We start from the raw sequence: 25,219 nt of genomic DNA, 5'->3' as shown, positions 1-25,219 counted from the left end.
ATGCCGACGCCCTCGGCCCACCCGGTCCCGTCCGCCGAAGCGCCGAACGCCTTGCAACGACCGTCCACGGCGAGACCCCGCTGACGACTGAACTCGATGAAGATGTTCGGCGTCGCCATCACCGTGACGCCACCGACCAGGGCCAGCGAGCACTCACCCTGCCGCAGCGCCTGCGCCGCCAGGTGCAACGCGACCAGCGAGGACGAGCACGCCGTGTCCACCGTCACCGCCGGCCCCTCCAGACCGAAGGTGTAAGCCACCCGCCCGGAGGCGATGCTGCCCGCGCTGCCGTTGACCAGGTATCCCTCGAAGCCCTCAGGCACGACGGACAGGCGTGAGCCGTAGTCGTGGTACATCACACCCGCGAACACCCCGGTCCGCGACCCCTTCACCGAGGTCGGATCGATCCCCGCCCGCTCGAACGCCTCCCACGAGGTCTCCAACAGCAACCGCTGCTGCGGGTCCGTCGCCAACGCCTCACGCGGCGAGATCCCGAAGAACGACGGATCGAACTCCCCAGCCCCGTAAAGGAACCCACCCTCACGGGCATAACTGGTACCAGCGTGATCCGGATCCGGATCGTACAGCCCGTCCAGATCCCAACCACGATCGGCCGGAAAACCACCGATCGCATCCCCACCCTCACTGACCAGCCGCCACAACCCCTCCGGCGACTGCACACCACCCGGGTAACGGCAGCTCATACCCACGATCGCGATCGGCTCGTCAACAGCCAACGACACCGTCGCGACCTCATCCACCACACCGGACGACCAACCCACCAACTCCACCAACAAGTGGCGCGCAAGCGCCTCGGGCGTCGGGTGGTCGAACACCAGGGTCGCGGGCAACCGGGTCCCACAAGCCGCGTTCAGCGCGTTGCGCAACTCGACCGCGGTGAGCGAATCGAAGCCCAGGTCCCTGAACGCGCGCTCGGGATCGACCTGTTCCGGGGAGGCGTGGCCGAGCACGGTGGCGGTCTGGAGTCGTACCAGGTCCAGCAGGACGCGGTCCCGCTCGGCCTCGGCCAGACCGGCCAGGCGCTGGGCCAGCGTGGAGGCCTCGCCGGTGGCCGTGCCGTCGCCGCCCTGGGCCCGGCGGGCGCCGGCCCTGACCAGCCCCCGCAGCAGCGTCGGGACCTCCCCGTCCGCGGCTCGGCCGCGCAGCCCGGCGGCGTCCAGCCGCACCGGGAAGAGCACGTCGCCATCGCTCGCACAGGCGGCGTCGAACAGGGCGAGCGCGTCGGCCGAGTCCATGGCGGCCAGACCCATCCGCCGGATGCGGGCCAGGTCGGCCGAGTCGAGCTTGCTGGTCATACCGCTGCCCTCGGCCCACAGGCCCCAGGCCAGCGACACCGCCGGTAGCCCCGCCGCCCGGCGCCGCTGCGCGAGCGCGTCCAGGAAGGCGTTCGCCGCCGCATAGTTGCCCTGCCCCGCGCCCCCGAGCGTGGCGGAGACGGAGGAGAACAGCACGAACGCGGACAGGTCCAGGTCCTGGGTCAGCTCGTGGAGGTTCAGCGCGGCGTCCACCTTGGGGCGCAGCACCCGGTCCACCCGCTCGGGCGTGAGAGCGGAGACGATGCCGTCGTCCACCACGCCCGCCGCGTGCACCACCGCCGTCAGCGGGCGCTCGGCGGGGATCGTCGCCAGCAGCGCGGCGAGCGCGTCGCGGTCCGCCACGTCGCAGGCGGCGGTGACGGGCTCGGCGCCCAGGGCGGCGAGCTCGGCCTCGAACTCGGCCGCTCCCTCGGCCGCGAGCCCACGGCGACCCACCAGCAGGAGGTGCCGGAGGCCATGCTCGGTCACCAGGTGACGTGCCACCAGCCGGCCGAGCGTACCGGTCGCGCCGGTGACCAGCGTGGTGCCCTCGGCCGGGAACACCCGGTCGCCGTCCGACCCGCTCTCGTCCGACCCGCTCTCGTCCGGCCCGCTCCCGACGGCCTTCGCCAGGCGGGGCAGCAGCAGCTGGCCGGCCCGCACCGAGAGCTGCGGCTCGTCGGTGCTCAGCGCCATGGGCAGCACCGCGGCCGCGTCGGTTCCCCGGTCGAGGTCGACCAGGACGAACCGGCCCGGGTGCTCCGACTGCGTCGAGCGCAACAGGCCCCAGACGGCGGCCTGGGCCGGGTCGAGCGCCTCGCGTGCGCCGTCCGGGGCGGTGGCGTGACGGGTCACCAGCACCAGGCGGGAGGAGGCGAACCGGTCGTCGGCCAGCCAGCCCTGCACGAGTCGCAGCGCGTGGTGGCTCGTGCCGCGGACGACGTCGGCCAGGGGAGCCGGCGGTGCGTCCTCGGGTCCGTCGGGTGCCGCGGCTTCCACCGCCACGTAGGCGGGCACCGGCGCACCCGCCTCGACGGCGTCGGCGAACGCGGCCAGGTCCAGGGGAGCCGCCGGGCCGCCCAGGGTCAGCACCGCCGACGCGGGCAGGGCCTCGCCCTGCGGGGCACTCACCCAGTCGAGCCGGAACAGCGAGTCCTGGCGGGACTTAGCGGCGACGCGCAGCTGGTCCGCCGAGACCGGGCGCAGCACCAGCGTGCCGATCGACGCGATCGGCTGGCCCGAGCCGTCGGCGACGAGCAGCGACACCGTGTCCGGTCCGGCCGAGCTCAGCTTGACGCGGACGACGGCGGCGCCGCCGGCCCGCAGGCTCACCTCGCCCCAGGAGAACGGCAGCAGGCCCTGGCCGGTCTCGGAGCCGGAGAGCAGGCCGAGCCAGGAGGCGTGCAGCGCGGCGTCGAACAGGGCGGGGTGCAGGCCGTAGGCACCCGCCTGCGTGGCGGCCACCGCGGGCAGGGCCGCCTCGGCGAACAGGTCCTTGCCCTGCCGCCAGGCCGCGCGCAGACCGCGGAAGACCGGGCCGTAGCCGAAGCCCAGGTCGTCCAGCCGGTCGTAGATGTCGTCGGTGGCCACCGGGGTCGAGCCCGGTGGCGGCCAAGCGGTCAGGTCGAAGGGCTCGGTCCGTACGGGCTCCGGGGCGAGCGTCCCGCTGGCGTGGCGCGTCCACTCCCGCTGGGCGAGGTCATCCTCCAGGCGGGAGTGCAGAGCCAGCGCGCGCCGACCGGTGCGGTCCTCGGCGCCCACGGTGAGCCGGAGCTGGACGCCACCGTGCTCGGGCAGCACCAGCGGGGCCTCCAGGGTCAGCTCCTCGACCCGGTCGTGGCCCACCTCCTGGCCCGCGCGGATCGCCAGCTCGACGAAGGCCGTGCCGGGTACCAGTACCACGCCGGACACCGCGTGGTCGGCCAGCCAGGGGTGTGTGGCGAGCGACAGCCGGCCGGTCAACACCGTCCCGCCGTCCGGCAGGCCCACCACGGCGGCCAGCATGGGGTGTTCGGCGTCGACGAGGCCGATCGCGGCGGCGTCGGCGGCGGCGGCCGGCGTCTGGAGCCAGTAGTGCTGACGCTGGAAGGCGTAGGTCGGCAGGTCGACGCGCCGGGCACCGCGGCCGTCGAGCACCGCGTCCCAGTCAAGGGTGACGCCGTGCGCGTGCAGCTGGGCCAGGGCGGTGGTGAAGGCCGCGGCCTCGGTGCGGTCGGTGCGCAGGGTCGAGGCCAGGACGGCGGATTCGTCCGCCAGGCTCTCCTGGGCCATCGCCGTCAACACCCCGCCGGGGCCGACCTCCAGGAAGGCCGTCACCCCCTGCGCCGCCAACGTCCGGACCGCGTCGGCGAACCGGACCGCATGGCGGACATGACGCACCCAGTACTCCGGGTCACCCAACTCCTCGGCCGTGGCCGGCCGTCCGGTCAACGTGGAGACGATCGGAACGGATGGAGCAGCGAAGGCAACGCCCGACGCGACCGCGCGGAACTCCGCCAGCACCGGCTCCATCAACGGCGAATGGAACGCGTGCGACACCGCCAACCGCTTCGTACGACGACCCTCGGCCGCCAACAGCGCCACGACCTCGGCCACCGCGTCCTCTGCCCCCGAAAGCACCACCGACGACGGCCCGTTGACCGCGGCGACCCCCACCCGGTCCGCATGCCCGGCCAGCAGCGGCAACACCTCGCCCTCCGAGGCCCGCACCGCCACCATCACACCGCCACTCGGCAACGCCTGCATCAACCGCCCACGAGCCGCCACGAGTTCAGCCGCGTCCGGCAGCGAGAACACCCCCGCCACATGCGCGGCGGCCAACTCACCGATCGAGTGCCCCGCCAGGAAGTCCGCCCGCACACCCCACGACTCCACCAACCGGAACAGCGCCACCTCCACCGCGAACAACGCCGGCTGCGCGAACTCCGTCCGCTCCAACAGCCCGGCATCCGCACCGAACACCACCTCACGCAACGACCGCCCAAGGTGAACGTCCACCGCAGCACACACCGCGTCGAAGGCAGCCGCGAACACCGGGAACGAGGCATACAGCTCGCGCCCCATCCCCAGCCGCTGACTCCCCTGCCCCGAGAAGAGGAACGCCGCTCGGGCGTCGTCGGGCCCGACCCCGCCGCGCACCAGCTGCGTCGCCGACTCCCCGCGCCCCAACGCGGCCAGTCCGGCGAGCAGTTCGTCCCGGTCCACGCCCACGATCACCGCGCGGTGCTCCAGCGCCGCCCGCGAGGACAGCGAGAGCGCCAGGTCGGCGAGGTCCAGGTCCGGGTGCTCGTCGAGGTGGGCGGCGAGCCGCCGGGCCTGGGCCGGCAGCGCGGTGGCGTCCTTGCCCGACAGCACCCACGGCAGCGGCAGGGCCGCCGCCTCGGGCCGCGCCTCCGCAACCACGCCCTCGGCCGTGACCGGAGCCGCTTCCAGGATGACGTGGGCGTTGGTCCCGCTGACGCCGAAGGCCGACACGCCGGCCCGGCGGGGGTGGTCGTGCTCCGCCCACGCGACCGGCTCGGTCAGCAGCCGCACCGCGCCCGCCGTCCAGTCCACGTGCGGGGTCGGCTCGTCCACGTGCAGGGTGCGTGGCAGCAGGCCGTGCTCCATGGCCAGCACCATCTTGATCACGCCGGCCACCCCGGCCGCGGCCTGGGTGTGGCCGATGTTGGACTTCAACGAGCCGAGCCACAGCGGCCGGTCCTCGGGGCGGTCCTGGCCGTAGGTCGCCAGCAGCGCCTGCGCCTCGATCGGGTCGCCCAGCTTGGTGCCGGTCCCGTGCGCCTCCACCACGTCCACCTCGGCGGCGGACAGGCCCGCGCCGGTCAGAGCCTGACGGATCACGCGCTGCTGGGAGGGGCCGTTGGGAGCGGTCAGGCCGTTGGAGGCACCGTCCTGGTTCACGGCCGAGCCGCGCACCACGGCCAGCACCGGGTGCCCGTTGCGCCGCGCGTCGGAGAGCCGCTCCAGGAGCAGCATGCCGACGCCCTCGCCCCAGCCGGTGCCGTCCGCCGCGGCGGCGAAGGCCTTGCAGCGACCGTCGGCGGCCAGCCCGCGCTGGCGGCTGAACTCGATGAAGATGCCGGGGCCGGCCATCACCGTGACGCCACCGGCCAGCGCCAGCGAGCACTCGCCCTGCCGCAGCGCCTGCACCGCCAGGTGCAAGGCGACCAGCGAGGAGGAGCACGCGGTGTCCACCGTCACCGCCGGCCCCTCCAGGCCGAAGACGTAGGCCAGACGGCCGGAGACGACGCTGGCGGCGCGCCCGGTGAGCAGGTAGCCCTCGACCCCCTCGGGGGCCTGGCCGAGGCCGGCGGCGTACTCCTGGCCGTTGGAGCCGACGAAGACGGCGGACGGGGTCCCCTTCAGCGTGGCCGGGTCGATGCCGGCCCGCTCGAAGGCCTCCCAGGAGGTCTCGAGCAGCAGGCGCTGCTGCGGGTCCATCGCGAGTGCCTCGCGCGGCGAGATCCCGAAGAAGCTCGCGTCGAACTCGGCGGCGTCGTGCAGGAAGCCGCCCTCGCGCGAGTAGGTGGTGCCGAGGTGCTCGGGATCGGGGTGGTAGATGGTGTCCAGGTCCCAGCCGCGGTCCTCGGGGAAGCCGGTCAGCGCGTCGGTGCCGTCCACCAACAGCTGCCAGAGCTGCTCGGGCGAGTGGACCCCGCCGGGGAAGCGGCAGCTCATCGAGACGATGGCGATCGGCTCTTCCCCGGCGATGGGCGTCCCCCCGGCCGAAGGCTGGGGGAGACCGGGAGCCGCCCCCGCGTCCACCGAGCCGGGCGCGGGCACGACCGGCTGGCCGCCCTGCTGCCCGGAGACCTCGGCGTGCAGGTAACCGGCCAGGGCCGTGGGTGTCGGGTAGTCGAACACGACGGTGGTCGGCAGCCGCATGCCGGTCACGGCGGCCAGCCGGTTGCGCAGTTCGATGGCGGTGAGCGAGTCGAAGCCGACCTCGCGGAAGGCGCGCCCCGACTGGACCGCTTCCGGGCCGACGTGGCCGAGCACCGTGGCGGCCTGGGTCCGCACCAACTCCAGGACCGCACGGGCCCCTTCGGCTTCGGACAGGCCCGCCAGGCGCTGGGCGAGCGCCGGGCCGGCCGCGGTGGCGGGGCCGGCCGCGGCCTTGCCGCTGTCGAGGAGTCGGCGCGCCTCGGGGAGGTCATGCAGCAGGGGGTAGTCGCCGGTGACGGCGAAGGCCGCCACGAAGCGGTCCCAGGCGATGTCGGCGAGGGTGACCGCGGTGTCGTCGTGCTCCATGGCCCGGCCCAGCGCCCGGATGCCGAGGTCCGCGCGCATCGGGACGATGCCGCGGCGACTGAGGTGCTGCTCCGCGGCGCTGCCCATCATGCCGCCGGTGCCCCAGGAGCCCCAGGCGACCGCGGTGGCGGGCAGGCCCTGGGAGCGGCGCTGGTGGGCGAGCGCGTCCAGGAACGCGTTGGCCGCGGCGTAGCCGCCCTGGCCGCCGTTGCCGACGACGCCGGAGATGGAGGAGAACAGGACGAAGAAGTCCAGGTCGCGGTCGGCGGTGAGCTCGTGCAGGTTGACCGCGGCGTCCACCTTGGGACGCAGCACCCGCTCCAGGCGCTCGACGGTCATGGCGTCCAGCACGCCGTCGTCCAGCACACCGGCGGCGTGCACGACACCGGTGAGCGGCAGCGCCTCGGGCAGCGAGTCCAGCAGCTCGCGCAGTTGGGCCCGGTCGGCCACGTCGCAGGCGGCGATCGTGGTGCGGGCGCCGATGGCCTCCAGTTCGGCCCGCAGCTCGGCGGCGCCCGGCGCTGCCTCGCCGCTGCGGCTGGTCAGCACCAGGTGCTCGGCGCCGCTGTGCGCCAGCCAGCGGGCCACGTGGGCGCCGAGCACGCCGGTCCCGCCGGTGAGCAGGACGGTGCCGCGCGGGCGAAGGCCTGCACGGACGGGGGTCGCGCTCACGGCGGCCCGCACCAGCCGTCGGCCGAGCGCGCCGCCGCCGCGGATCGCCAGCTCGTCCTCGCCCCGGGAGCCGGCCAGGGTGCCGGTCAGCAGCGCGAGCGCACGCTCGTCCAGTTGCTCGGGGAGGTCGATCAGACCGCCCCAGCGCTGCGGGTACTCCGCGCCCACGACCCTTCCGAGCCCCCACAGTTGGGACTGCGCCGGGCTGCGCAGCGGGTCGGCGGGACCGGTGGAGACCGCGCCCGAGGTGAGGCACCAGAGCGGGGCGTTGACGCCTCCGTCGCCCAGCGCCTGGACGAGGGCGACGGTCGCGGACAGTCCGGCCGCCACCCGGTGACCGGGCAGCGCCTCCTCGTCGGCCGCCAGCAGGGAGAGCACGCCGGTGCAGGCGGTGGCGTCCAGCTCGCCCAGCCGGGCCGCCAGCTGCCGCCGCTCCTCGGTCGGCTCGACCTCCAACAGCTCGGTACGCGCGCCGTGTTCGGCCAGCGCGCGGCGGATCGCGGCGACCTGCTCCCGCTCGGCGTGGGCCGCGGGGACGACGACCAGCCAGGTCCCGCTCACCATCGCCTGGGTACGCGGCAGCGGCTGCCAGCTGACCCGGTAGCGCCAGCCGTCGACCTCGGAGGTCTCGTCGGCCTGGCGGCGCCAGGCGGCGAGGCCGCTCAGCACGCCGGCGAGCGAGGCGTCGGCGTCCAGGCCCAGCGTGCCGGCCAGGGCCTGGAGGTCCTCGCTCTCGACGGCCTCCCAGAAGCGCGTCTCGGCCGCGTCCCGGACCGCCGGCGCCCCGGTGGCGGGCGCCCCGGAGTCGAGCCACAGGCGCCGGCGCTGGAAGGGGTAGGTGGGCAGCGCGACGGTGCGGGCGGCACGGCCGGAGAAGACCGCCGGCCAGTCGACGCGCACCCCGCGGACATGGGCCTCGCCCAGGGCGAGCAGGAAGCGGGCGGATCCGCCCTGTCCCCGGTTGAGCGAGCCCAGCACGTCGGCGGGCACCCCGGCGGCCTCCGCGCTCTCCTGCACCCCGATGGCGAGCACCGGGTGCGGGCTGACCTCGATGAAGACCTGGTGGCCGTCGGCCAGCAGCCGCCGGGTGGCGGACTCGAATCGCACGGTCTGGCGCAGGTTGCGGTACCAGTAGGCGGCGTCCAGCGCGGCGCTGTCGACCACCTCGCCGGTGACCGTGGAGTAGAACGGCACCCGCGGGGCCCGCGGGGTGATCCCCGCCAGCGCCTGGGCGAGTTCGTCCTCGATGACCTCGACGTGGGCGCAGTGCGAGGCGTAGTCCACCGGCACCCGCTTGGCCCGCACGCCGTCGCCCTCGCACGCGGCCAGCAGTTCGTCCAGCGCGTCCGCGTCACCGGAGACCACGACCGAGCGGGGACCGTTGACGGCCGCGACGCCGATCCGCTCGCCCCAGCGGGCCAGCCGCCCGGTGACCTCGGGCAGCGGCTGCGGCACGGCCACCATGCCCCCCAGTCCGGCGAGCCTGCCCAGCAGTTGGCTGCGGAGCGCGACGACGCGGGCCGCGTCCTCCAGCGAGAGGGCGCCCGCCACGCAGGCCGCGGCGATCTCGCCCTGGGAGTGGCCGACGACGGCCGACGGCTGCACGCCGTAGGAGCTCCACAGCTCCGCCAGCGACACCATGACGGCCCACAGCGCGGGTTGGACGACAGCGGCGGCCTCCAGCGTCGGTGCGCCCGCCGCGCCGCGCAGGACGGCCTCCAGCGACCAGTCCACGTACGGGGTCAGCGCCGCGCCGCAGGCGCGCAGCCGCTCGCGGAAGACCGCCGAGGTGTCCAACAGTTCGACCGCCATGCCGGCCCACTGCGAGCCCTGGCCGGGGAAGACGAACACCACGCGCCGCCCGTCGGCGGCGAGGCCCTGGGCCGTGCCCGGGGCCGCGCCGTCGTTCGCCAGCGCCCGCAGGGCACCGGTCAGCTCCTCGCGGTCCGCGCCGACCACCACCGCCCGGTGCTCGAAGTCGGTCCGGGTCCGCACCAGGGAGTGGCCGAGGTCGGCGGGGTGCAGCTCGGGGTGGGCCTCGGCGTGCGCCAGCAGGGCCCGGGCCTGGGCGGCGAGCGCCTCGGGGGTGCGGGCGGAGAGCAGCCACGGTAGGGGCTCCGCCGCCGGGCTCGGGTCGGCCCCGGCTCGCGGGTCACCGGCCGCGTCCTGGTCGGCCGGCGGTGCCTGTTCGAGGACGGCGTGGGCGTTGGTGCCGCTGATGCCGAAGGAGGACACGCCGGCCCGGCGGGGGCGGTCGTGCTCCGCCCACGCGACGGGCTCGCTCAGCAGCCGCACCGCGCCCGCCGTCCAGTCCACCTGGGACGAGGGCTCGGCGGCGTGCAGGGTCTTCGGCAGGATCCCGTGCTGGAGCGCGAGGACCATCTTGATGACGCTGGCGACGCCCGCCGCGGCCTGGGTGTGGCCGATGTTCGACTTGAGCGAACCCAGCCAGAGCGGCCGGTCCTCGGGCCGGTCCTGACCGTAGGTCGCCAGCAGTGCCCGCGCCTCGATCGGGTCGCCGAGCTTGGTGCCGGTGCCGTGGGCGTCCACCACGTCGACGTCGGCGGGCCTGAGGCCCGCGCCGGCCAGGGCCTGACGGATCACGCGCTGCTGCGCGGTGCCGCTGGGGGCGGTCAGCCCGTTGCTGGCGCCGTCCTGGTTGATCGCGCTGCCGCGTACCAGGGCCAGCACGGGGTGCCCGTTGCGGCGGGCGTCGCTCAGCCGCTCCAGCAGGAGCATGCCGGTGCCCTCGGCGAGGCCGAAGCCGTCCGCGTCGGCGGAGAAGGCCTTGCACCGGCCGTCGGGGGCCAGCGCCCGCTGCCGGCTGAACTCGATGAACATGCCCGCCGAGGGGATGACGGTGGCGCCGCCCGCCAGCGCCAGCGAGCACTCACCCGAGCGCAGCGCCTGTACGGCCAGGTGCAGGGCGACCAGCGAGGAGGAGCAGGCCGTGTCCACCGTCACCGCCGGCCCCTCCAGGCCGAAGGAGTAGGCGAGGCGGCCGGAGGCGACGCTGGCGGTGTTGCCGGTCAGCAGGTAGCCGCTGAGTTCCTCGTCGGCCTGGTGGAGGCGCGGGCCGTAGTCCTGGGTCATGACGCCGACGAAGGTGCCGGTCCGGCTGCCGCGCAGGGTCCCGGGGACGATGCCGGCCCGCTCGAACACCTCCCAGGCGGTCTCCAGGAGCAGGCGCTGCTGCGGGTCCATGGCCAGCGCCTCGCGCGGCGAGATCCCGAAGAACTCGGGGTCGAAGTCGGCGGCGTCCGGCAGGAAGCCGGCCTCGCGCTGGTAGTACCGCCCGGCCCGGCCCGGCTCGGGGTCGTAGAGCGCCTCGACGTCCCAGCCGCGGTCACGCGGGATGGCCGACACGGCGTCCTCGCCCGCGCTCAGCAGCCGCCACAGCTCCTCGGGCGTGCGGACCCCGCCGGGCAGGCGGCAGCTCATCGCCACGATCGCGATCGGCTCGTCCCACTCGGCCACCGTGCCGTCCTCGGCCGCCTCCTCGCCCCGGCCGAACGCCTCGGCCAGGATGCGGTGCGCCAGGGAGGCGGGCGTGGGGTGCTCGAAGACCACGGTGTGCGGCAGGACGAGTCCGGTGGCCTCGACCAGCCGGTTGCGCAGTTCGACGGCACCGACCGAGTCGAGCCCCAGGTCGCGGAAGGAGCGGTTCGGGACTATCTCACCGGAGCCGCCCCGGTTGAGCAGTGCGGCGGCCGCGGCGTGGACCAACTCGCCCACCACGCGCTCGTGTTCGCTCTCGGGCAGGGTGAGCAGCCGACCGCGCAGGCCCGGCTCCGCGCCCGGCTGGGCAGCTCGGTCGCCCGGGCGCCGGAAGGCGTAGCCGGGCAGCGCCACGCGGCGCGGTGCCGAGCCCGCGAAGGCCGTCGCCCAGTCGACGTCGGCGCCCTGGACGTACGCCTCGGCGAGCGAGGTGCGCAGGCGGCGCACCCCGCCCTGGTCTCGGCGGAGCGAGCCGAGCGCGACGGCCGGCCGGCCCGCGGCGGCCGCGCTCTCCTGCATCGCCGCGGTCAGCGAGGGGTGCGGGCCGACCTCGATCAGCAGCTCGTGGCCGTCGGCCAGTAGCGCACGGGTGGTCTGCTCGAAGCGGACGGGCCGGCGCAGCACCGCGTACCAGTGGGCGGCGTCCGCCTCCCGGCCGTCGATGCGGCCACCGTGCAGCGAGGAGTACAGGGGGGTGTGGGCGGTCCGCGGGCGGACGGTGGCCAGCTCGCGCAGCAGCCGGTCGTGGATCTCCTCGATGTGCGGCGAGTGCGCGGCCACGTCCATCGCCACGCGCCGGGAGCGGATCCCGTCGAGGGTCAGCTCGGCCAGCAGCTCGTCGGCGGCGTCGGCGTCACCCGAGACCACCACGGCGGCGGGCCCGTTGTGCGCGCTGACGACCAGGCGGCCGTCCCAGCGCGCCAGGCGCGGCACGACCTCCGCGGCGGGCAACGACACCGCGACCATCGCGCCGCGACCGGACAGGGTCGCCTCCGCCCGGCTCCAGCCCGCGACCACCCGGGCCGCGTCGGGCAGGGTGAGCGCACCCGCGAGGTGGGCCGCGGCGATCTCGCCGACGCTGTGGCCCGCCAGGGCGCCCGGGTGCACCCCGGACGCGCGCCAGGTCTCGGCCAGCGCGACCTGGACGACGAACAGCGCGGGCTGGACGACGTCCACCCGCGTGAGGGCCCGCGCGCCCGGGGCGTCGCGCAGCACGTCCAGCACGTCGAAGTCCAGATGGGGGGCCAGGGCGGCCTGGCAGGCCTCGGCGGCCGCGCGGAACTCGGCGCAGGAGTCGAGGAGTTCCGCGCCCATGCCGACCCACTGTGAGCCGTGGCCGGACAGCACGAAGGCGGTGCCGGCCGCGGCGGCCGTGCCGCGCACCAGGTTGGCGGCGAGGTCACCGCGCGCCGCGGCGTCCAGCCCGGCGAGCAGTTCCTCGCGGGTGTCGCCGAGGACGACGGCGCGGTGCGCGAACCGGTAGCGCCCGGTGGCCAACGTGTGTCCCACGTCAGCCGGTTGGAGTTCGGGCCGGGCGCTCAGGTGCTGGTGGAGGCGCTGCGCCTGGGCTCGCAGCGTCTCGGGGTCCGCCGCGGAGATGATCCAGGGCAGCGAGACCGACCCGGTCCCGGCGGCGACGGCGGTGCTCTCGGCCTCGGCCGGGTGGTGGGCCTCGGCCGCCGCCAGGCCGCCGTCCCCGCGGAGCACGGCGTGGATCCGGTCACCGTCGGCGACCGCCTGGCGCAGCGGCTTGAGCAGCACGGCACCATGCCCACCCGACTCCAACTTCAGCTCCCAGTCCGGCAGTTGCAGGTCGGGCCCGGCGGCGAGCGCGAGGCCGTGCTCGCCGCGCCGCAGGCTCTCGCAGGCCGCGTGCACGGCCGCCGGCGAGGACCGCGCGAAGGCGACACCCGAGCCGCCGTCGGCCAGCCGCAGCGCGGTGCCCACCAGGGCGGCGAAGGCGTCGTCGGTGTCGGACGCGTCCGGTGCGGACGCCTCCTCGGCCGACGGCACAGCGAGGAAGACAGCGATCCCGCGGTCCGCCGGCGTCGCGGGAACGACACCGGCGTCCTCCAGGGCCTCCCAGAGCGGCTCCAGCAGCACGGCCCGACCCGGGCCCGGCACGGCGGCCCCGGTCGACGGGAGCCCGAAGAACTCCGCGTCGATCTCGCTCGACGACCGCGGTGGACGCTGAGCCGCGCCGATGACCGCGATCGCGTTCTCGGTCATCACGTCGAACTCGGGCACAACCGACTCGAACTCGCTCATTACCATGCTCCATCGACCCGATGACTACAGCCGGAACCGTGCTTTTGCCGCGCGGAGCGGCACGCCGCGCGCCGGTGGAACCCGCGCGACGTCGGACGACCGCCTAGGAGGCGGTGACGTCCTGCTGGATAACGCGCTCGATGTTGCGTTCCGCCAGTGCCGTGATGGTGACGAACGGATTGACCCCGATCGATCCCGGAATCAGCGAACCGTCGGTGACGTAGAGGTTCTTGTGACCGACGACCCGGCCGTAGGCGTCGGTGGCCTTTCCGAGCACGCAGCCGCCGAGCGGGTGGTAACAGAAGTCGTCGGCGAAGTTCTTCAGTGTGCTGCCGAACAGGTCGTACCGGTACATCGTGGCGTTGGCCGAATTGATCCGGTCGAACAGCGACTTGGCGGCGGCCACGGCGGGCGCGTTCTGGTCGCGGGTCCACTGGAGCTTGGCCCGGTCGGTGGCGGAGTCGTAGACGAAGGTGCCGCGCTGGGGGTTCTTGGTGATCGCCAGGTACAGACTGACCCAGGTCTCCAGGCCGGCCGGCAGCGGCGCGATCTCCGCGAAGACCGGGGCGCTGGCGTTGTCCCAGTCGTCGATGCCCAGCGCGGGGATCGAGGACTGGTGAGCGCCGGTGGGGTTCCAGAGGTGGTTGGCGCGCGCGGTCATGATGTTGCCGTTGGGGCCCCAGCCCGCCCCGATCTCACCGTTGAGGTTCGGCAGCGCGCCGGTGTCCCGGGCGCGCACCAGCAGTTCGGTGGAGCCGAGGCTGCCCGCGCCCAGGAACAGGTAGCGGCAGGAGATCTGCTTGGTCGCCAGGAGGTTGCCGTTGGCGTCGATCTGGTCGACGCTCAGCAGGTAGCTGCCGTCGGACTGCTGGCGGATCGTCTTGACCTGGTGCAGGGTCTGGATCACGACCTTGCCGGTGCCCAGCGCGGCGGCCAGGTAGGTCTTGTCCAGGCTCTGCTTGCCGTGGTTGTTGCCGTAGATGACCTCGCCGGCCAGCGCGGACTTCGGCGCGGTGCCGGCCGCCTCCTGCTGCATGTAGGTGAAGTCGTAGACGTTCGGCACGAACACGGTGCCCAGGCCCGCCTTCGCCGCCGCGTCCCGCGAGACCCTGGCGAACTGGTACCACTCGGTCTGCTCGAACCAGCTCTGCGGGATGTTGTTCACCTTGAGCATGGTGTTGGCGCGCGGGAAGTACCGGTCGTACATCTCGCCGGAGTCGACCTGCGGGAGGACCTCCTCGAAGTACGTGCGCCGCGGCTGCACGGCCATGCCGCCGTTGACCAGCGAGCCGCCGCCGACGCCGCGTCCCACGTAGACCGACATCTGGTCGTAGTTGACCCGGTCCAGCACGCCGGCGTACCGGTCGATGTTGCGGTTGACCACGTCGAGCCAGAGGAACGTGCCCAGCGGGGCCTCGGTGCGGGTCTTGAACCAGCTGGAGCGCTTGTCGGGGTTGAGCATCCCGCAGAAGACGTTGCCGTCCGGACCGGGTTGGTTCCAGAGCTGCCCCATCTCCAGCATCAGCGTCGAGACCCCGGCCTCGCCCAGGCGCAGCGCGGAGACCGACGCACCGTAGCCGGTGCCGATCACCACGGCCGGCACGAACGTGGCACCGTCGCCGGGATCGGCGGCGAACGCGCGCCGGGCGGTTGCGATCGTGGTCGTCCCGGTGAGGGCGGCCGCGCTCAGCGCGGCCATGCCGAGGAGACGACGACGCGACAGGTTCTGGTTTTCTGACACGCTGTTTGTACCTGACCTTCCGACCCGAGGGATGGGTCTTCATGTACCGAGGAGCACGGCGGGGTTGGGGTCGCGGGGGCTGGGGTCTCAGCCGCTCTCGTGCACCGTGATGGCCGTGCACGGGCAGCGGTGCGCGGCCTCGCGGACGGCGGGGTGGCAGCCGGCGGGCGGCTCGGCGTCGAGCAGGACGACGGTGCCGTGGTCGTCGTCCTGGTCGAACACCTCGGGCGCGGTGAGCGCGCACATGCCCGAGCCGCAGCACAGCTGCTCGGCGATCTCGATCCGCATCGGCCGGGTTACCAGGCCACCGGGAGCTGGTAGACGCCGTAGACCTGCATGTCGTGGCGGAGCCTGACCTCCTCGGCCGGCACGTCCAGACGCAGGTTGGGGAAGCGCCGCAGCAGCGCGGTCAGGGCGGACCGCAGCTCGATCCGGGCCAGCTGCTGGCCCAGGCACTGGTGGATGCCGTGGCCGAAGGCGAGGTGGGCGGCGACCTGCCGGGTGACCTCCAGCTTCTCGGGGTCGGCGTACCGCTCGGGGTCGCGGTTGGCGGCCGCCAGCGAGACCATGACGACCTCACCCGCCTTGATCAGCTGGCCGTCGATCTCGACATCCTCCAGCGCGGCGCGGGTGGGGCCGTGGTGCACGATGCTCAGGTAGCGCAGCATTTCCTCCACCGCGCCCTCCATCAGCGAGGGGTCGGCCCGCAGCGCGGCCAACTGCTCGGGGTTGTTGAGCAGGGCGAACGTGCTCAGACCGATCTGGTTGGCGGTGGTCTCGTGCCCGGCGACCAGCAGCAGGAACGCGATCGAGGTGAGCTCCTCGTCGGTGAGGTTGCCCTCCCCGGTGATCAGACCGCTGAGCAGGTCGTCCCCGGGCTCGGCCCGCTTCGCCAGCACCAGGCCGTGCAGGTAGGCGCCGAGGCTGGCGAAGGCCCCCATGACGTCCTCGGTGGAGGCGCCGAAGCTGCTCCAGACCGCGGTGTCGTGCTGGAACTTCTCGCGGTCCTTGTAGGGCACGCCGAGCAGTTCGCTGATCACCATGGAGGGGATCGGCAGCGCGAAGTGCTCGAAGAGGTCCGCCGGGGAGCCGATCCGCTCCATCTCGTCCAGCCGCTCCTCGGTGATCTTCTCGATCCACTCGGTGAGCAGCCGCATCCGGCGGACGGTGAACTGGCCGACGAGCAGCTTGCGGTAGCGCTGGTGCTCGGGGGCGTCGTGCTGGATGAACATTCCGGGCGGGGCCGCCGGAGATTCCTCCAGGACGGCCGCGCGGGGAACCGGCGGGTGCTTCAGTTCTCCCCGGGCGCTGAAACGGGAATCGGACAGTATCGCTCGCGCGGTGGAATATCCGGTCACCAGCCAGCCGAGGTGACCGTCCGCGAAGGCCATCCGGGAGATCGGTGCCTCCTCGCGCAACTTCCGGATCCCGGCCGGCGGATTGAAGAAGTCCTCGCGGACCGTGGAGAAAGTAGTGGGCTGTGCCGCGGTCATGTCCCGCCTTCCAGGAGTTCCCGAAACTCTGCACGCGCGCAGGGCCATTCACCGCACGCTTCATAGGGCCGTGCTGGCCGCGAACATGACGCTATGAAGGTGGCGTGAAGACTGTCAACGAAATCGAATCCCCGGGGTGCTAACCCTGTGGAGACGGGACCAGGGTTCGGTTGCCGCAGGTTTCGCGGCGACTTCGGTTCGGTTCGGTTCGGTCCGCTTCGGTTCGGTCGGCTTCTGGTCGGTCGGCTTCGGTTCGGCCGGGCCCGGTCCGGTCCGGCTCAGCCGGGCGTCCCCGCCTCGCTCGGCAACAGGTGGGCGACACCGGCCAGCTCGGCCCGGCCGGCCACGTCCAGCTTCCGGTAGGCCTGGGTCAGGTGCTTCTCGACCGCCCGGGTGCTCACCTTCAGCTTGGTCGCGATCTCCTTGTTGGACACCCCGTGCGCGGCGAGCGCGGCGACCCGGCGTTCGGCCCGGGTCAGCGTGGCCGGCCCCAGGGACTGGGCCAGCTCCCGCAGTTCGCGCGCGGCCCGGTCCGCCAGCCAGGGCGCGCCGCAGGCCAGCGCCTGCTCCCGGCCCCGGCGCAGGTGCTGCTCGGCCTCCGGCTGCCCGGCGGCCCGCAGCCGCCGGCCGAGCAGCACACAGGTCCTGGCCCGTTCCATCCCGTTGACCGCCCCCTCCAGGGTGGCCAGCGAGGCCCGCAGCAGGGCGACGCCCCGCTCCCCCTCGGTGATCGCCCCCTTCATCCGCTGGGCGCGGCCGATCGGCCCGGGCGCCCCCCAGGCCAGCGCCCGCACCAACTCCTCGTCGATGAGGTCGTGGGCCTGCGCCGCCTGGCCCATCCGCAGCCGCAGACCCGCCGCCCAGGTCCGCCAGGGGACGACGGCGGGGTTGCGCCAGTCGGCCCGCTCCACCGAACGCCCCCAGTCCAGCACGTACTCCAGGGCGGTCGGCAGGTCGCCGCGCATCGCCGCGCTCGAACCGCGCACCAGTTGCAGCGTCGACGGGCTGTAGCCATGGTCGGCGCGCTCGCCGTAGGCCTCCAGCAGGCGACGCGTCAGCTCGCCGTCCCGGGTCTCGATGGCGACCCGGACCACGGCGCTCATCGACTGGATCGGCGTCCAGGCCGCCGCCCCCAGCTCCAGCACCTCGTGCGCCTGCGTCCGCGCCTGCGCGAACAGGCCCCGGGCCAGCAGCAGGTGGGTGAGCTCGATGCCGATCAACGCCCGCGGGACGGGGGCCCGCTCGCGGCGGGCCGCCTCCCGAGCGGCCTCCAGCCAGGGGCCGATGGTCTCGACCGAATCCGCCGCGATCAGCGTGTCGGTCAACAGCGGCAGGGCGGTGTACACATGGCTCGGCGAGGCGGGCTCGTAGCGCAGGATCCGGTTTGCCAGCGGCGTGACCTCCGCCGCCGACAACCGCTGTGCCACGGTGGCGCCGTGCAGCAGGACGGTGACCAGCTCGCGCTCGGCCGCGGTCTGCAACGGCAGCGTGGGGCCCAGCGAGCGCAGCCGGTCGACCGACCCGGCGAGCAGCCCCGGCCCGGCCACCGCCGCGTGCCGCAGCCGCGCCTCGATCCGCAGTCCCGGCTCGCGGTCGGCGCCGGCCCGCGGCCGCGCCCCGGCCAACTCCTCGGCCGCTTTCGCGACCAACTCGACGGAGGGCGGCGGGCAGCCGCCGAGCAGCGCGGGCGGGATCCGCCCCACCGCCAGGGCCCGCTGCTCGGGCGACGGGAGCAGCAGCAGCGCCTGCACGAGGTGCCGCATGGTGGCCGCCGGGTCGAAGGCGCGCTCGATGGCGGCCAGGTCAAGCAGCAGGGCGGCCCGCTCCGGCCCGGTCGGCGAGCTGTCCAGCAGAGCCCGCCGCAGGTACCGCGCGGCCTCCTCGGGCGCCGCGCGACGCACCGCGGCAGTCGCGGCCGAGCGCAGGATCTCGATCGCCCAGCCGTCCCGGCACGAGGTCGCGGCCAGCAACTGCGCCGCCGCCTGCTCGGCCGGATAGCCGCCGTCGTGCAGCAGCACGGCGGCGGAGAGGCGGATGTCCTCCTGCTCGACCGGCGTCATCGACTCCTCGACCGCCTCCCGCACACACCGGTGGACGAAGCGCGGCACCGGGCCGCAGGCCAGCAGCCCGAGCCGGCGCAGCACCCTGACCGCCTCGGCCCAGCCCGTCTCGTCCAGCCCGGCGAGCCGTCCCACCAGATCCAGGTCGGCGTGGTCGTCCAGCACCGCGAGTGCCTTGGCCAGGTCCTTCACCGGCCGGGGCTGGACGCGCAGCGCGGCGATCAGCCGCTCGCGCAGGGACGTCAACCGCAGCCCGGCCACCGCCTCGGCCGGGTCGGCGAACGCCTCGCCCGCCTTCACCAGTTCGGCCAGCGTCGCGGTCAGCAGCATCGGGTTGCCGGCGCCGGCCTCGTGACAGGCCGCCGCCAACGCGGGGTCCGCGAGCTGGCCGAACCGCTCGGCCACCAGCGCCGCCGTGCCCGCCGCGGACAGCGGGCCCAGCCGTAGCACGAGCGCCGCGCGGTCGGTGATCTCGTGGATCCGCGGCTCCTCCGCGCCGGGATCGCCCTCGCGAACGGCGACGACCAGCGCGACGCGCAGGTTCGCCAGCCGCTTCGCCAGGTAACCGAGCCAGCGCAGCGAGGCGGTGTCGGCCCACTGCAGGTCGTCCAGCAGCATCAGCAGCGGCCCACGAGCACCGAACTCGGCCACCAGTTCCAGGAGTTCGGCGAAGAGCCGGGCGTCGTGAGGTGGTTCGAGGGCCGTCTCGGACAGCAGCGGCTCCAGCAGCTGTCCCACCACCCCGAGGGCCAGGTCCTGCTCCAGCAGCGCTCCGCTCGCGCTGAGCACCTGGCCGCCCCGCTGCCGCGCGAGCGCGGGCAGGGCCCGCAGCAGGGCGGTCCGGCCGGTCCCGATCCCCCCGGTGACGACGAGCAGCGAGCCGCGGCCCCGCGCGGCCGCCTCCATCGCCGCGGTGAGTGCGGCCAGTTCACGCCGCCGGTCGAACAGGGGTGCCATCGTCGTTCCTTTCGTCGCGTCCCAGCGCCTGGGCCAGCTCCGGACGCCCGGAGATGCCCAACTTGCGGTACGCCTTGGTCAGATGCAGCTCGACGGTGCGCAGCGTCACCGAGAGGTCGGCCGCGATGGTGCGGTTGGCCAGGCCGTCGGCGGCCAGCACGGCGACGCGCCACTCGGCGCCGGTCAGGCCGTGCGGCGCGGGCCCCTGCGCCGTCCCTGCCGCGGGCCCCGCCGCGGGCGTCCGGTCGGCACCCCGCGCCGTCCTCCGCGGTCCGGCGACCGGCGCGGCCGGGCCGGCCGACGCCACCGGTGCGGCCGGCGCGGCACCACTTCTCAGCAGGCCGTCGATGGTCTCCTGACCGGACACCGCCGCCGTTCCCATCACGACCAGCGCCTGCCGGTACTGCCAGCTCGCGGGTTCACCCGCGGCGAGGCACCCGAGTTCGGGCCCCGGCCCGAGCACCGATCCCGATGCCGCCCCTGCCTCGGTCCGACGTCCGACCGGCGCCGGGTCCCGCTCCGCCGCGCCCGCGGCGAGCAGCGCCCGGGAGACCGTGCGCGGCGCGCCCCAGACCAGCGCGAGGCGGCGCTCCTCGGCGATCAGGTCGGCGGCCTCGGCGTCGTCCGCCACCAGGCCGTGGGCCCGCGCGGCCACCGAACGCCAGGGCAGCAGAGCGGGGTTGGCCACCTGTTTGGCGAGCAGCAACCGGCCGCACTCGCGCAGGTCGGCCAGCGCCCCCGCGCCGTCGCCGCGGGCCAACCGCACCCGGCCGCGGGCGTACATCAGGTAGGCCCGGGCCATGCTGCCCTCGGCCTCCTCCGGGCGCGCCGCCGCGGCCGACCGCTCGGCCCCGGCCAGGTCGCCCCGCGCCAAGCAGACCATGGTCTTCAGCGCGACCAGGCCGGGCGCCATCAGCGGGTGCCAACACCGCGCCGGCAGCGCCTCCTCGGCCCGTTCCAGCAGGGCGGACGCCTCCTCGGTCCGTCCCTCGCCCAACGTCGCCAAGGCCTTGACCAGCAGGGCCAGGGCGGCCACCGCGCGGGCGTCCGTCCGCTGCGCGCGCACCAGTACGGCGTCCAGCCCGGCGTGCGCCTCGGCCACCTCGTCGGCGAGCACCAGTGCGTAACAGGCCGCCACCTGGGCGGTCAGCGAGGTCCCGGCCAGGGCCGCGGGGGCCAGGGCAGCGCGGGCCAGTTCCCGGGTGCGGGCGATGTCCTGCCCGCGCAGGGCCGTCCGCCAGGCGGCGGCGCCGGCCTCGGCGGGCTCGAGGGGCCGCTCGGACAACGTTGTCATCGCGAGCCGGTTCAGCTCCTGCGCCGCCCCGTGCTGGCCGTGGTCGGCGAGCCAGTACAGCGCCCGCAGCGCGGCACGGTCGCGGTCGCCGATCCCCGGGTGGGCGCAGGCCCGGGCGATCAACGGCACGGCCGAGGCGAAGTCGCCCCGCGCCACCAGCAGGTCGGCGGCGCGCACCCAGGCGGGCCCGGCACTCGCGTCGACCGGTACGAGCAGTGCCTGGCGCAGGTAGCGGTCGCTGGCCTCTGGCGAACGGGGCAGCACCAGGGCGCTCAGTTCGGTCAGAATCTCCACCCTCAGCCGCGGGCGCACCGGTTCGCGCAGCGCGCGCCGCAGCAGCCGGGCCGAGGCCTCCTGGTCGCCGACGGCCCGGTGGCGCGCCGCCTCCCGGCGCAGCACCTCCACCGCCCAGGATCCGCCGATCCCCCGGGCGCCGAGCAGCATCCTGGCCAGTGCGCCGTCCGGGATCGCCGCCCGGTTCGCCAACTCGGCCGCGCGGGCGAACAGTTCCTCACGCCGCTGCGCGTCGAGCCCGGCCAGCACGGCCTCGGCGGCCCGCTCCGCCCGGAACACGGGCCGCTCCCCCTCGGTCAACAGACCGGTGCCGGAGAGGAGTTCCAGTGCCCGTGCCACGCTGAAGCTCCGCGGCGGCGCCAGCGTGGCGATCAGGCTCGGAGTGCAGTGGGGTCCGCACATCGCGATCACCCGCAGCACGTCCAGCAGTTCCGCCGGGAGAGCGGCGAAGGTGCGCACCGCCCGTTCCCGGACCGCCTCCGCCACGCTCTCGCGCAGCCGCGCCGCCTGGTCGGGCGTCGGCGACCAGCCGTGCCGGGCGACGCGGTCGACCATCGAGCGCAGCACCGCGGGGTTGCCGTCCACCGCACGCGCGACGGCCGCGACGAACTCCGGGTCGACCGGCTCCCCGCAGGCGTCGGCCAGCACCTCGCCCGTGCCGACCACCGACAGCGGGGCGAGGTCGAGGGTGTGGCCGGTGACGGCCCGCGGATCGGCCAGCGGGCACAGCTCGACCCGGTCGTCCGGCCCGGCGGGCAGCGCGCTGCTGCGCGCGGTCAGCAGCAGCAGCGGCGCGCCGGCCAGGCGGCGCGCCAGCATCTGGAGGAAGCGCACCGAGATCGGGTCGGCCCACTGGGCGTCGTCCACGACAACCAGCAGCGGCTGGGCGCGGGCCGCCGCGAGAAAGGCGCGGCAGAGCCGCCCGGACAGTGCGCCGCGCGCCGCGCCACCGAGGCGCAGCAGGTCCTCCGCCAGTGGCGAGGCGGGCGGCGCGATCGCCGCGTGCAGTTGGGCGGCCACGCCGTGGCACACCCCGGTCTCCTCCCAGGACGCCTCGGCGGCGGCGACCCGCACCCCGGCCAGGGTGGCGAGCTCCTCGGCCCGGCGCAGCAGCGCGCTGCGTCCGATGCCTGGCACGCCCCGCACCTCGACCACCGCCGAGCGCCCGGCCCGCAGCCCGGACAGCAGTTCGCGCAGCAACCGCTGTTCCCGGTCCCGCTCGACGAGGCGCACGGCCGGGCGCCGGCCTGTGTCGGCCGGCGCCCAGCGCGCCGCTTCTTCGGTTTTCCCCTTCGACACTGCCCGTCCCCTAGCAACTCGGTGCGTGGATGTTCGCCGCTGAGCTCCTCGGTCGGTGTCTTGAGGCGCCCGAGGATCCGAGCGCCGGGGCCAGGCCCGTGCGTCCCCGCACGTCGAGCTTCCGGTAGATGTTGGTCAAGTGCATCTCCACGGTCCGGGGAGTGATGAACAGCGCCTCGGCGATCTCCCGGTTGCTGACCCCGGTCCTGGCGAGCGTGGCGATCCGGCGCTCGCTGCGGGTGAGCGAGTCGAGCGGGGAGGCCGCGATCTGCGGCATCCGACCGCCCGCGTCGGCCAGCAGCTGCCGGGCGATGCCGCTGAGCAGGTGGTAGCCGCAGAGGGTGGCGGTCTCGATCGCCTGCCGCAGGTGCCGGCGCGCTCCTCGCAGGTCATCGCGCCGCAACAGCTCGCGGCCGAGCCCGTACTCCGCCTCGGCCTGCGCGAGGCGGGCCGGGGAGCCCGCGAGCACCTCCACCGCCTCGGCGAGCAGGTCGGTCCGGGCCCGCCCCTCGGCGACCGTCCCCGCGGCGACCAGGCCGAGCCCACGGGCGCGCGGGGTCCCCCAGCCCGTCACCGTCTCCTCGACCTGGGCCACGATGTCGGCCGCCGCGGCGGCGCGGCCCTGGCCGGCAAGCGTGGTGGTGGCGGCCAGCCACCACGGCGTCAGCACCGGATTGGTCACGCCGGCCTCCGCCAGGCTCCGGCCGCACCGCCGCCACAGCTCCACCGCGCCGTCGAGGTCGCCCCTCGCGCGCCGGAGCCTGCCCTTGGCGTACAGGTAGTGGTGCCACTCCCAGATCTGCCGGTCCAGGTTCGCCGGGCGGATCCGGTCGAGCACGGCGCCGGCCTGCTCCGTCTCGCCCTGCGAGAGCAGCACGGTGCTCAGCGCGATGGCGGGCAGTGGCCGTGCCGAGGCCAGCTCGCCCTGCGCCGCGAAGGCGACGGCGGCGCGGGCATCGGTGGCCGCCCCGGTGAGGTCGCCCACGCCGTGCAGCGTGAGGGAGCGCCCGGACAGTGCCGACAGGTGCAGCCACGGCTCGTAGTGCGCGAGGCCGTTGGAGAGCGCCCGGGTCAGTCCCGCGATGGACTCCTCGACCTCGTCGGCCAGGCCGAGGACCAGCGAGGAGGCGAGCACCTCCCACCCGGCGGGCGTGGTCTCCTCGACCCGCATCGCCCGCCGGGCCAGCGCCACGGCCTGCCCGGCCGGCCTGCCGTCCAGCGCGGCGAAGGCGCTCATGACGGAGAGCAGTTGGCGCTCCGCCGGACTGTCCCCCCGGGGCACCGGCCAGGACCTGGCGAGCTCACCGGCCGGCGCCATGGTGGACTTCTCGTTCACGGCGGTGACCAGCAGGGCGGACTCGATCGTGGTGCACAGCTCCCGGTCGGCCGGGGTGGGCTCGGCGCCCAGCTCGCGCCGCAGTTCGGTGAGCGCCGCGTCGAGCACCCGGACCGCCTCGGGGACGTAGCGCGTGCCGAGGGCGGTCTGCCCGTACTCAACGGCGAGCGAGGCCCGCTCCCGGACTCCGGTGCTCTCCTGCAGGGCCTGCCGCAGCTGCCGCAGCGCGGTGGCCGGGGCCACCTGGGCCGAAGCCCTGGCCAGTTCGATCCGCACGTCCCTGCGCTCGGTCCCGGTGAGCTCGGCGGCCAGCGCCCGGCGCAGGTACCGCACCGCCGCCCGCGCGGTCGCCCGGCCCGGCGCCTCGGCGGCCGCTTCGCGCAGCACGGTGAGCATCCACGGCTCCGTCAGCTCGGAGAGCAGGGCCAGTTGGTCCGCCACCTCGGCCGCCGGGCGCCCGGCGTCGTTGAGCACCCGGGCCGCGCGGGCGCGCAGCCGCTCCAGCTCCGCTGCCGGCAGGTCGGCCAGCACCGCCGCCCGCACCGCCTCGCCCATCGGGCGCCCGGCGGCGGAGCCGATGACCTCGGCGCCCCGCAAGCTCTCCAGCACGAGGGCCAGTCGGGTGCCGCCGACCGCGCAGACCGCCCCGAGCAGGTCGGGATCGGCGTGGCCGAGGACGGCCAACGCCCGGGCCACCTGGCGCACCTGGCGCGACTGGCCGGCCAGCACCGTGCGGACCGACTCGGCGACGACCGCCTCGCCCCGCACCCGCAGGCGGTGCAGCCCCTCGACATCGGGGCGCACCCGGGCCGCGCGCAGCCCGGTGAGCAGCCGCTCCAGCAGCAGCGGGTTGCCGCCGGACAGTGCCGAGCAGCGCCGCACGAACCGCTCGTCCGCCGGGCCGCCCAGGGCGCGGTCCACCACCTGGCCGGTCTCGGCCTCACTCAGCGGACCGAGTTCCAGGACGGTGCAGCAGTCCAGCGCCAGGATCTCGCTGAGCATCGCCGCGCCGGGGCCCCCGCACGCGGTGCGCTGGGACAGCAGCACCAGCAGCGGGCGCGGGGCCGCGCGGCGCAGCAGGAAGTGCACACACCGCAGGGACTCCTCGTCGCACCAGTGGGCGTCGTCCAGGACGAGCGCCAGGGGTCCGGCGGCCAGCAGCTCCACCGCGCGCCGGTAGACCCCGCGCTGGGCCGCGAAGGTGACGGCCCCCGCCCCGCTCCCGGTGGTGGCCGGGTCCAGCCCGAACAGTTCACGAACGGACGGGTATCCGCGTCCGCCGCCCGCGCCCACTCCCCCCGGTGCCCGGCCGGTGGTCCGGCGCACCGTCACCCCGTCGCCCGACAGGTGCCCGACGAGCACGTTCAGCAGGCTGGTCCGTCCGATCCCGGCGGGACCGCGCACCAGAACCGCCTGCACGGCGCCCCCGCGCGCCTGATTCGCCAGTCTCAGCAGGTCCGCCAGCTCACCGGCCCGCCCGGCCCTGCGCCCAGCGGCCCCCCGACCCATGGCGCTGTTGACGCCCACAACGTCTCCCATCCCCGAAACCCGACATCCCCCGCCCCCGAGTGATTGACGCGACACTGCTCGGCTCACGTCGCGGAGCCGACCAAGCATGATCAGGATCGACGGTAACATCACCGCTGGTGATCGCCCATCAGCTTTGAGCTAATGTCTGAGGGCTCACGAGTGTCGAATGGGTCACGTTTGGCGCGACGGCGCGAGGTGGCGATCACGA

The 25,219-nt window shown here is 74.9% G+C and carries 7 protein-coding genes; all 7 read right to left on the bottom strand.

What is annotated here, in order from left to right:
* A partial coding sequence (locus ACZ38L_RS25725) for a type I polyketide synthase (protein WP_465697536.1) occupies nucleotides 1–13,007 on the bottom strand: 13,007 nt, incomplete at its 3' end.
* 103 nt (nucleotides 13,008–13,110) lie between these two features.
* Nucleotides 13,111–14,706 (bottom strand): GMC oxidoreductase, encoded by a 1,596-nt coding sequence (locus tag ACZ38L_RS25720; protein WP_465697544.1) that lies wholly within the window; start codon nucleotides 14,704–14,706, stop codon nucleotides 13,111–13,113.
* Nucleotides 14,707–14,835: 129 nt separating this feature from the next.
* Nucleotides 14,836–15,036, bottom strand: coding sequence for a ferredoxin (locus ACZ38L_RS25715; protein ID WP_396568210.1), 201 nt, complete (start codon nucleotides 15,034–15,036; stop codon nucleotides 14,836–14,838).
* An 8-nt stretch (nucleotides 15,037–15,044) separates the two neighbouring features.
* Complete coding sequence (locus tag ACZ38L_RS25710; protein WP_465697534.1) at nucleotides 15,045–16,241, bottom strand: cytochrome P450; 1,197 nt, start codon at nucleotides 16,239–16,241, stop codon at nucleotides 15,045–15,047.
* A 278-nt stretch (nucleotides 16,242–16,519) separates the two neighbouring features.
* Nucleotides 16,520–19,258: an AAA family ATPase gene (locus tag ACZ38L_RS25705; RefSeq protein WP_465697532.1), complete on the bottom strand. Its 2,739-nt coding sequence runs from the start codon at nucleotides 19,256–19,258 to the stop codon at nucleotides 16,520–16,522.
* Nucleotides 19,230–22,145, bottom strand: coding sequence for a helix-turn-helix transcriptional regulator (locus ACZ38L_RS25700; protein ID WP_465697530.1), 2,916 nt, complete (start codon nucleotides 22,143–22,145; stop codon nucleotides 19,230–19,232). Before ACZ38L_RS25700 ends, ACZ38L_RS25705 begins: the two co-directional genes overlap by 29 nt.
* A gap of 10 nt (nucleotides 22,146–22,155) precedes the next feature.
* Nucleotides 22,156–25,020, bottom strand: a complete 2,865-nt coding sequence (locus ACZ38L_RS25695) for a helix-turn-helix transcriptional regulator (protein ID WP_465697528.1) — start codon at nucleotides 25,018–25,020, stop codon at nucleotides 22,156–22,158.
* Nucleotides 25,021–25,219 lie beyond the last annotated feature (199 nt).

It is taken from the genome of Kitasatospora sp. NPDC024654 (genome assembly GCF_055559155.1).
Note: the sequence above shows the minus strand (reverse complement) of the source record. Positions and strands in the feature narration are given on the sequence as shown.

Coding starts and splice junctions, on each gene's coding strand:
- ACZ38L_RS25720 (WP_465697544.1), bottom strand. CDS start 14,706: ATGGCCGCGCTGAGCGCGGCCGCCCTCACCGGGACGACCACGATCGCA.
- ACZ38L_RS25710 (WP_465697534.1), bottom strand. CDS start 16,241: ATGACCGCGGCACAGCCCACTACTTTCTCCACGGTCCGCGAGGACTTC.
- ACZ38L_RS25715 (WP_396568210.1), bottom strand. CDS start 15,036: ATGCGGATCGAGATCGCCGAGCAGCTGTGCTGCGGCTCGGGCATGTGC.
- ACZ38L_RS25705 (WP_465697532.1), bottom strand. CDS start 19,258: ATGGCACCCCTGTTCGACCGGCGGCGTGAACTGGCCGCACTCACCGCG.
- ACZ38L_RS25695 (WP_465697528.1), bottom strand. CDS start 25,020: ATGGGAGACGTTGTGGGCGTCAACAGCGCCATGGGTCGGGGGGCCGCT.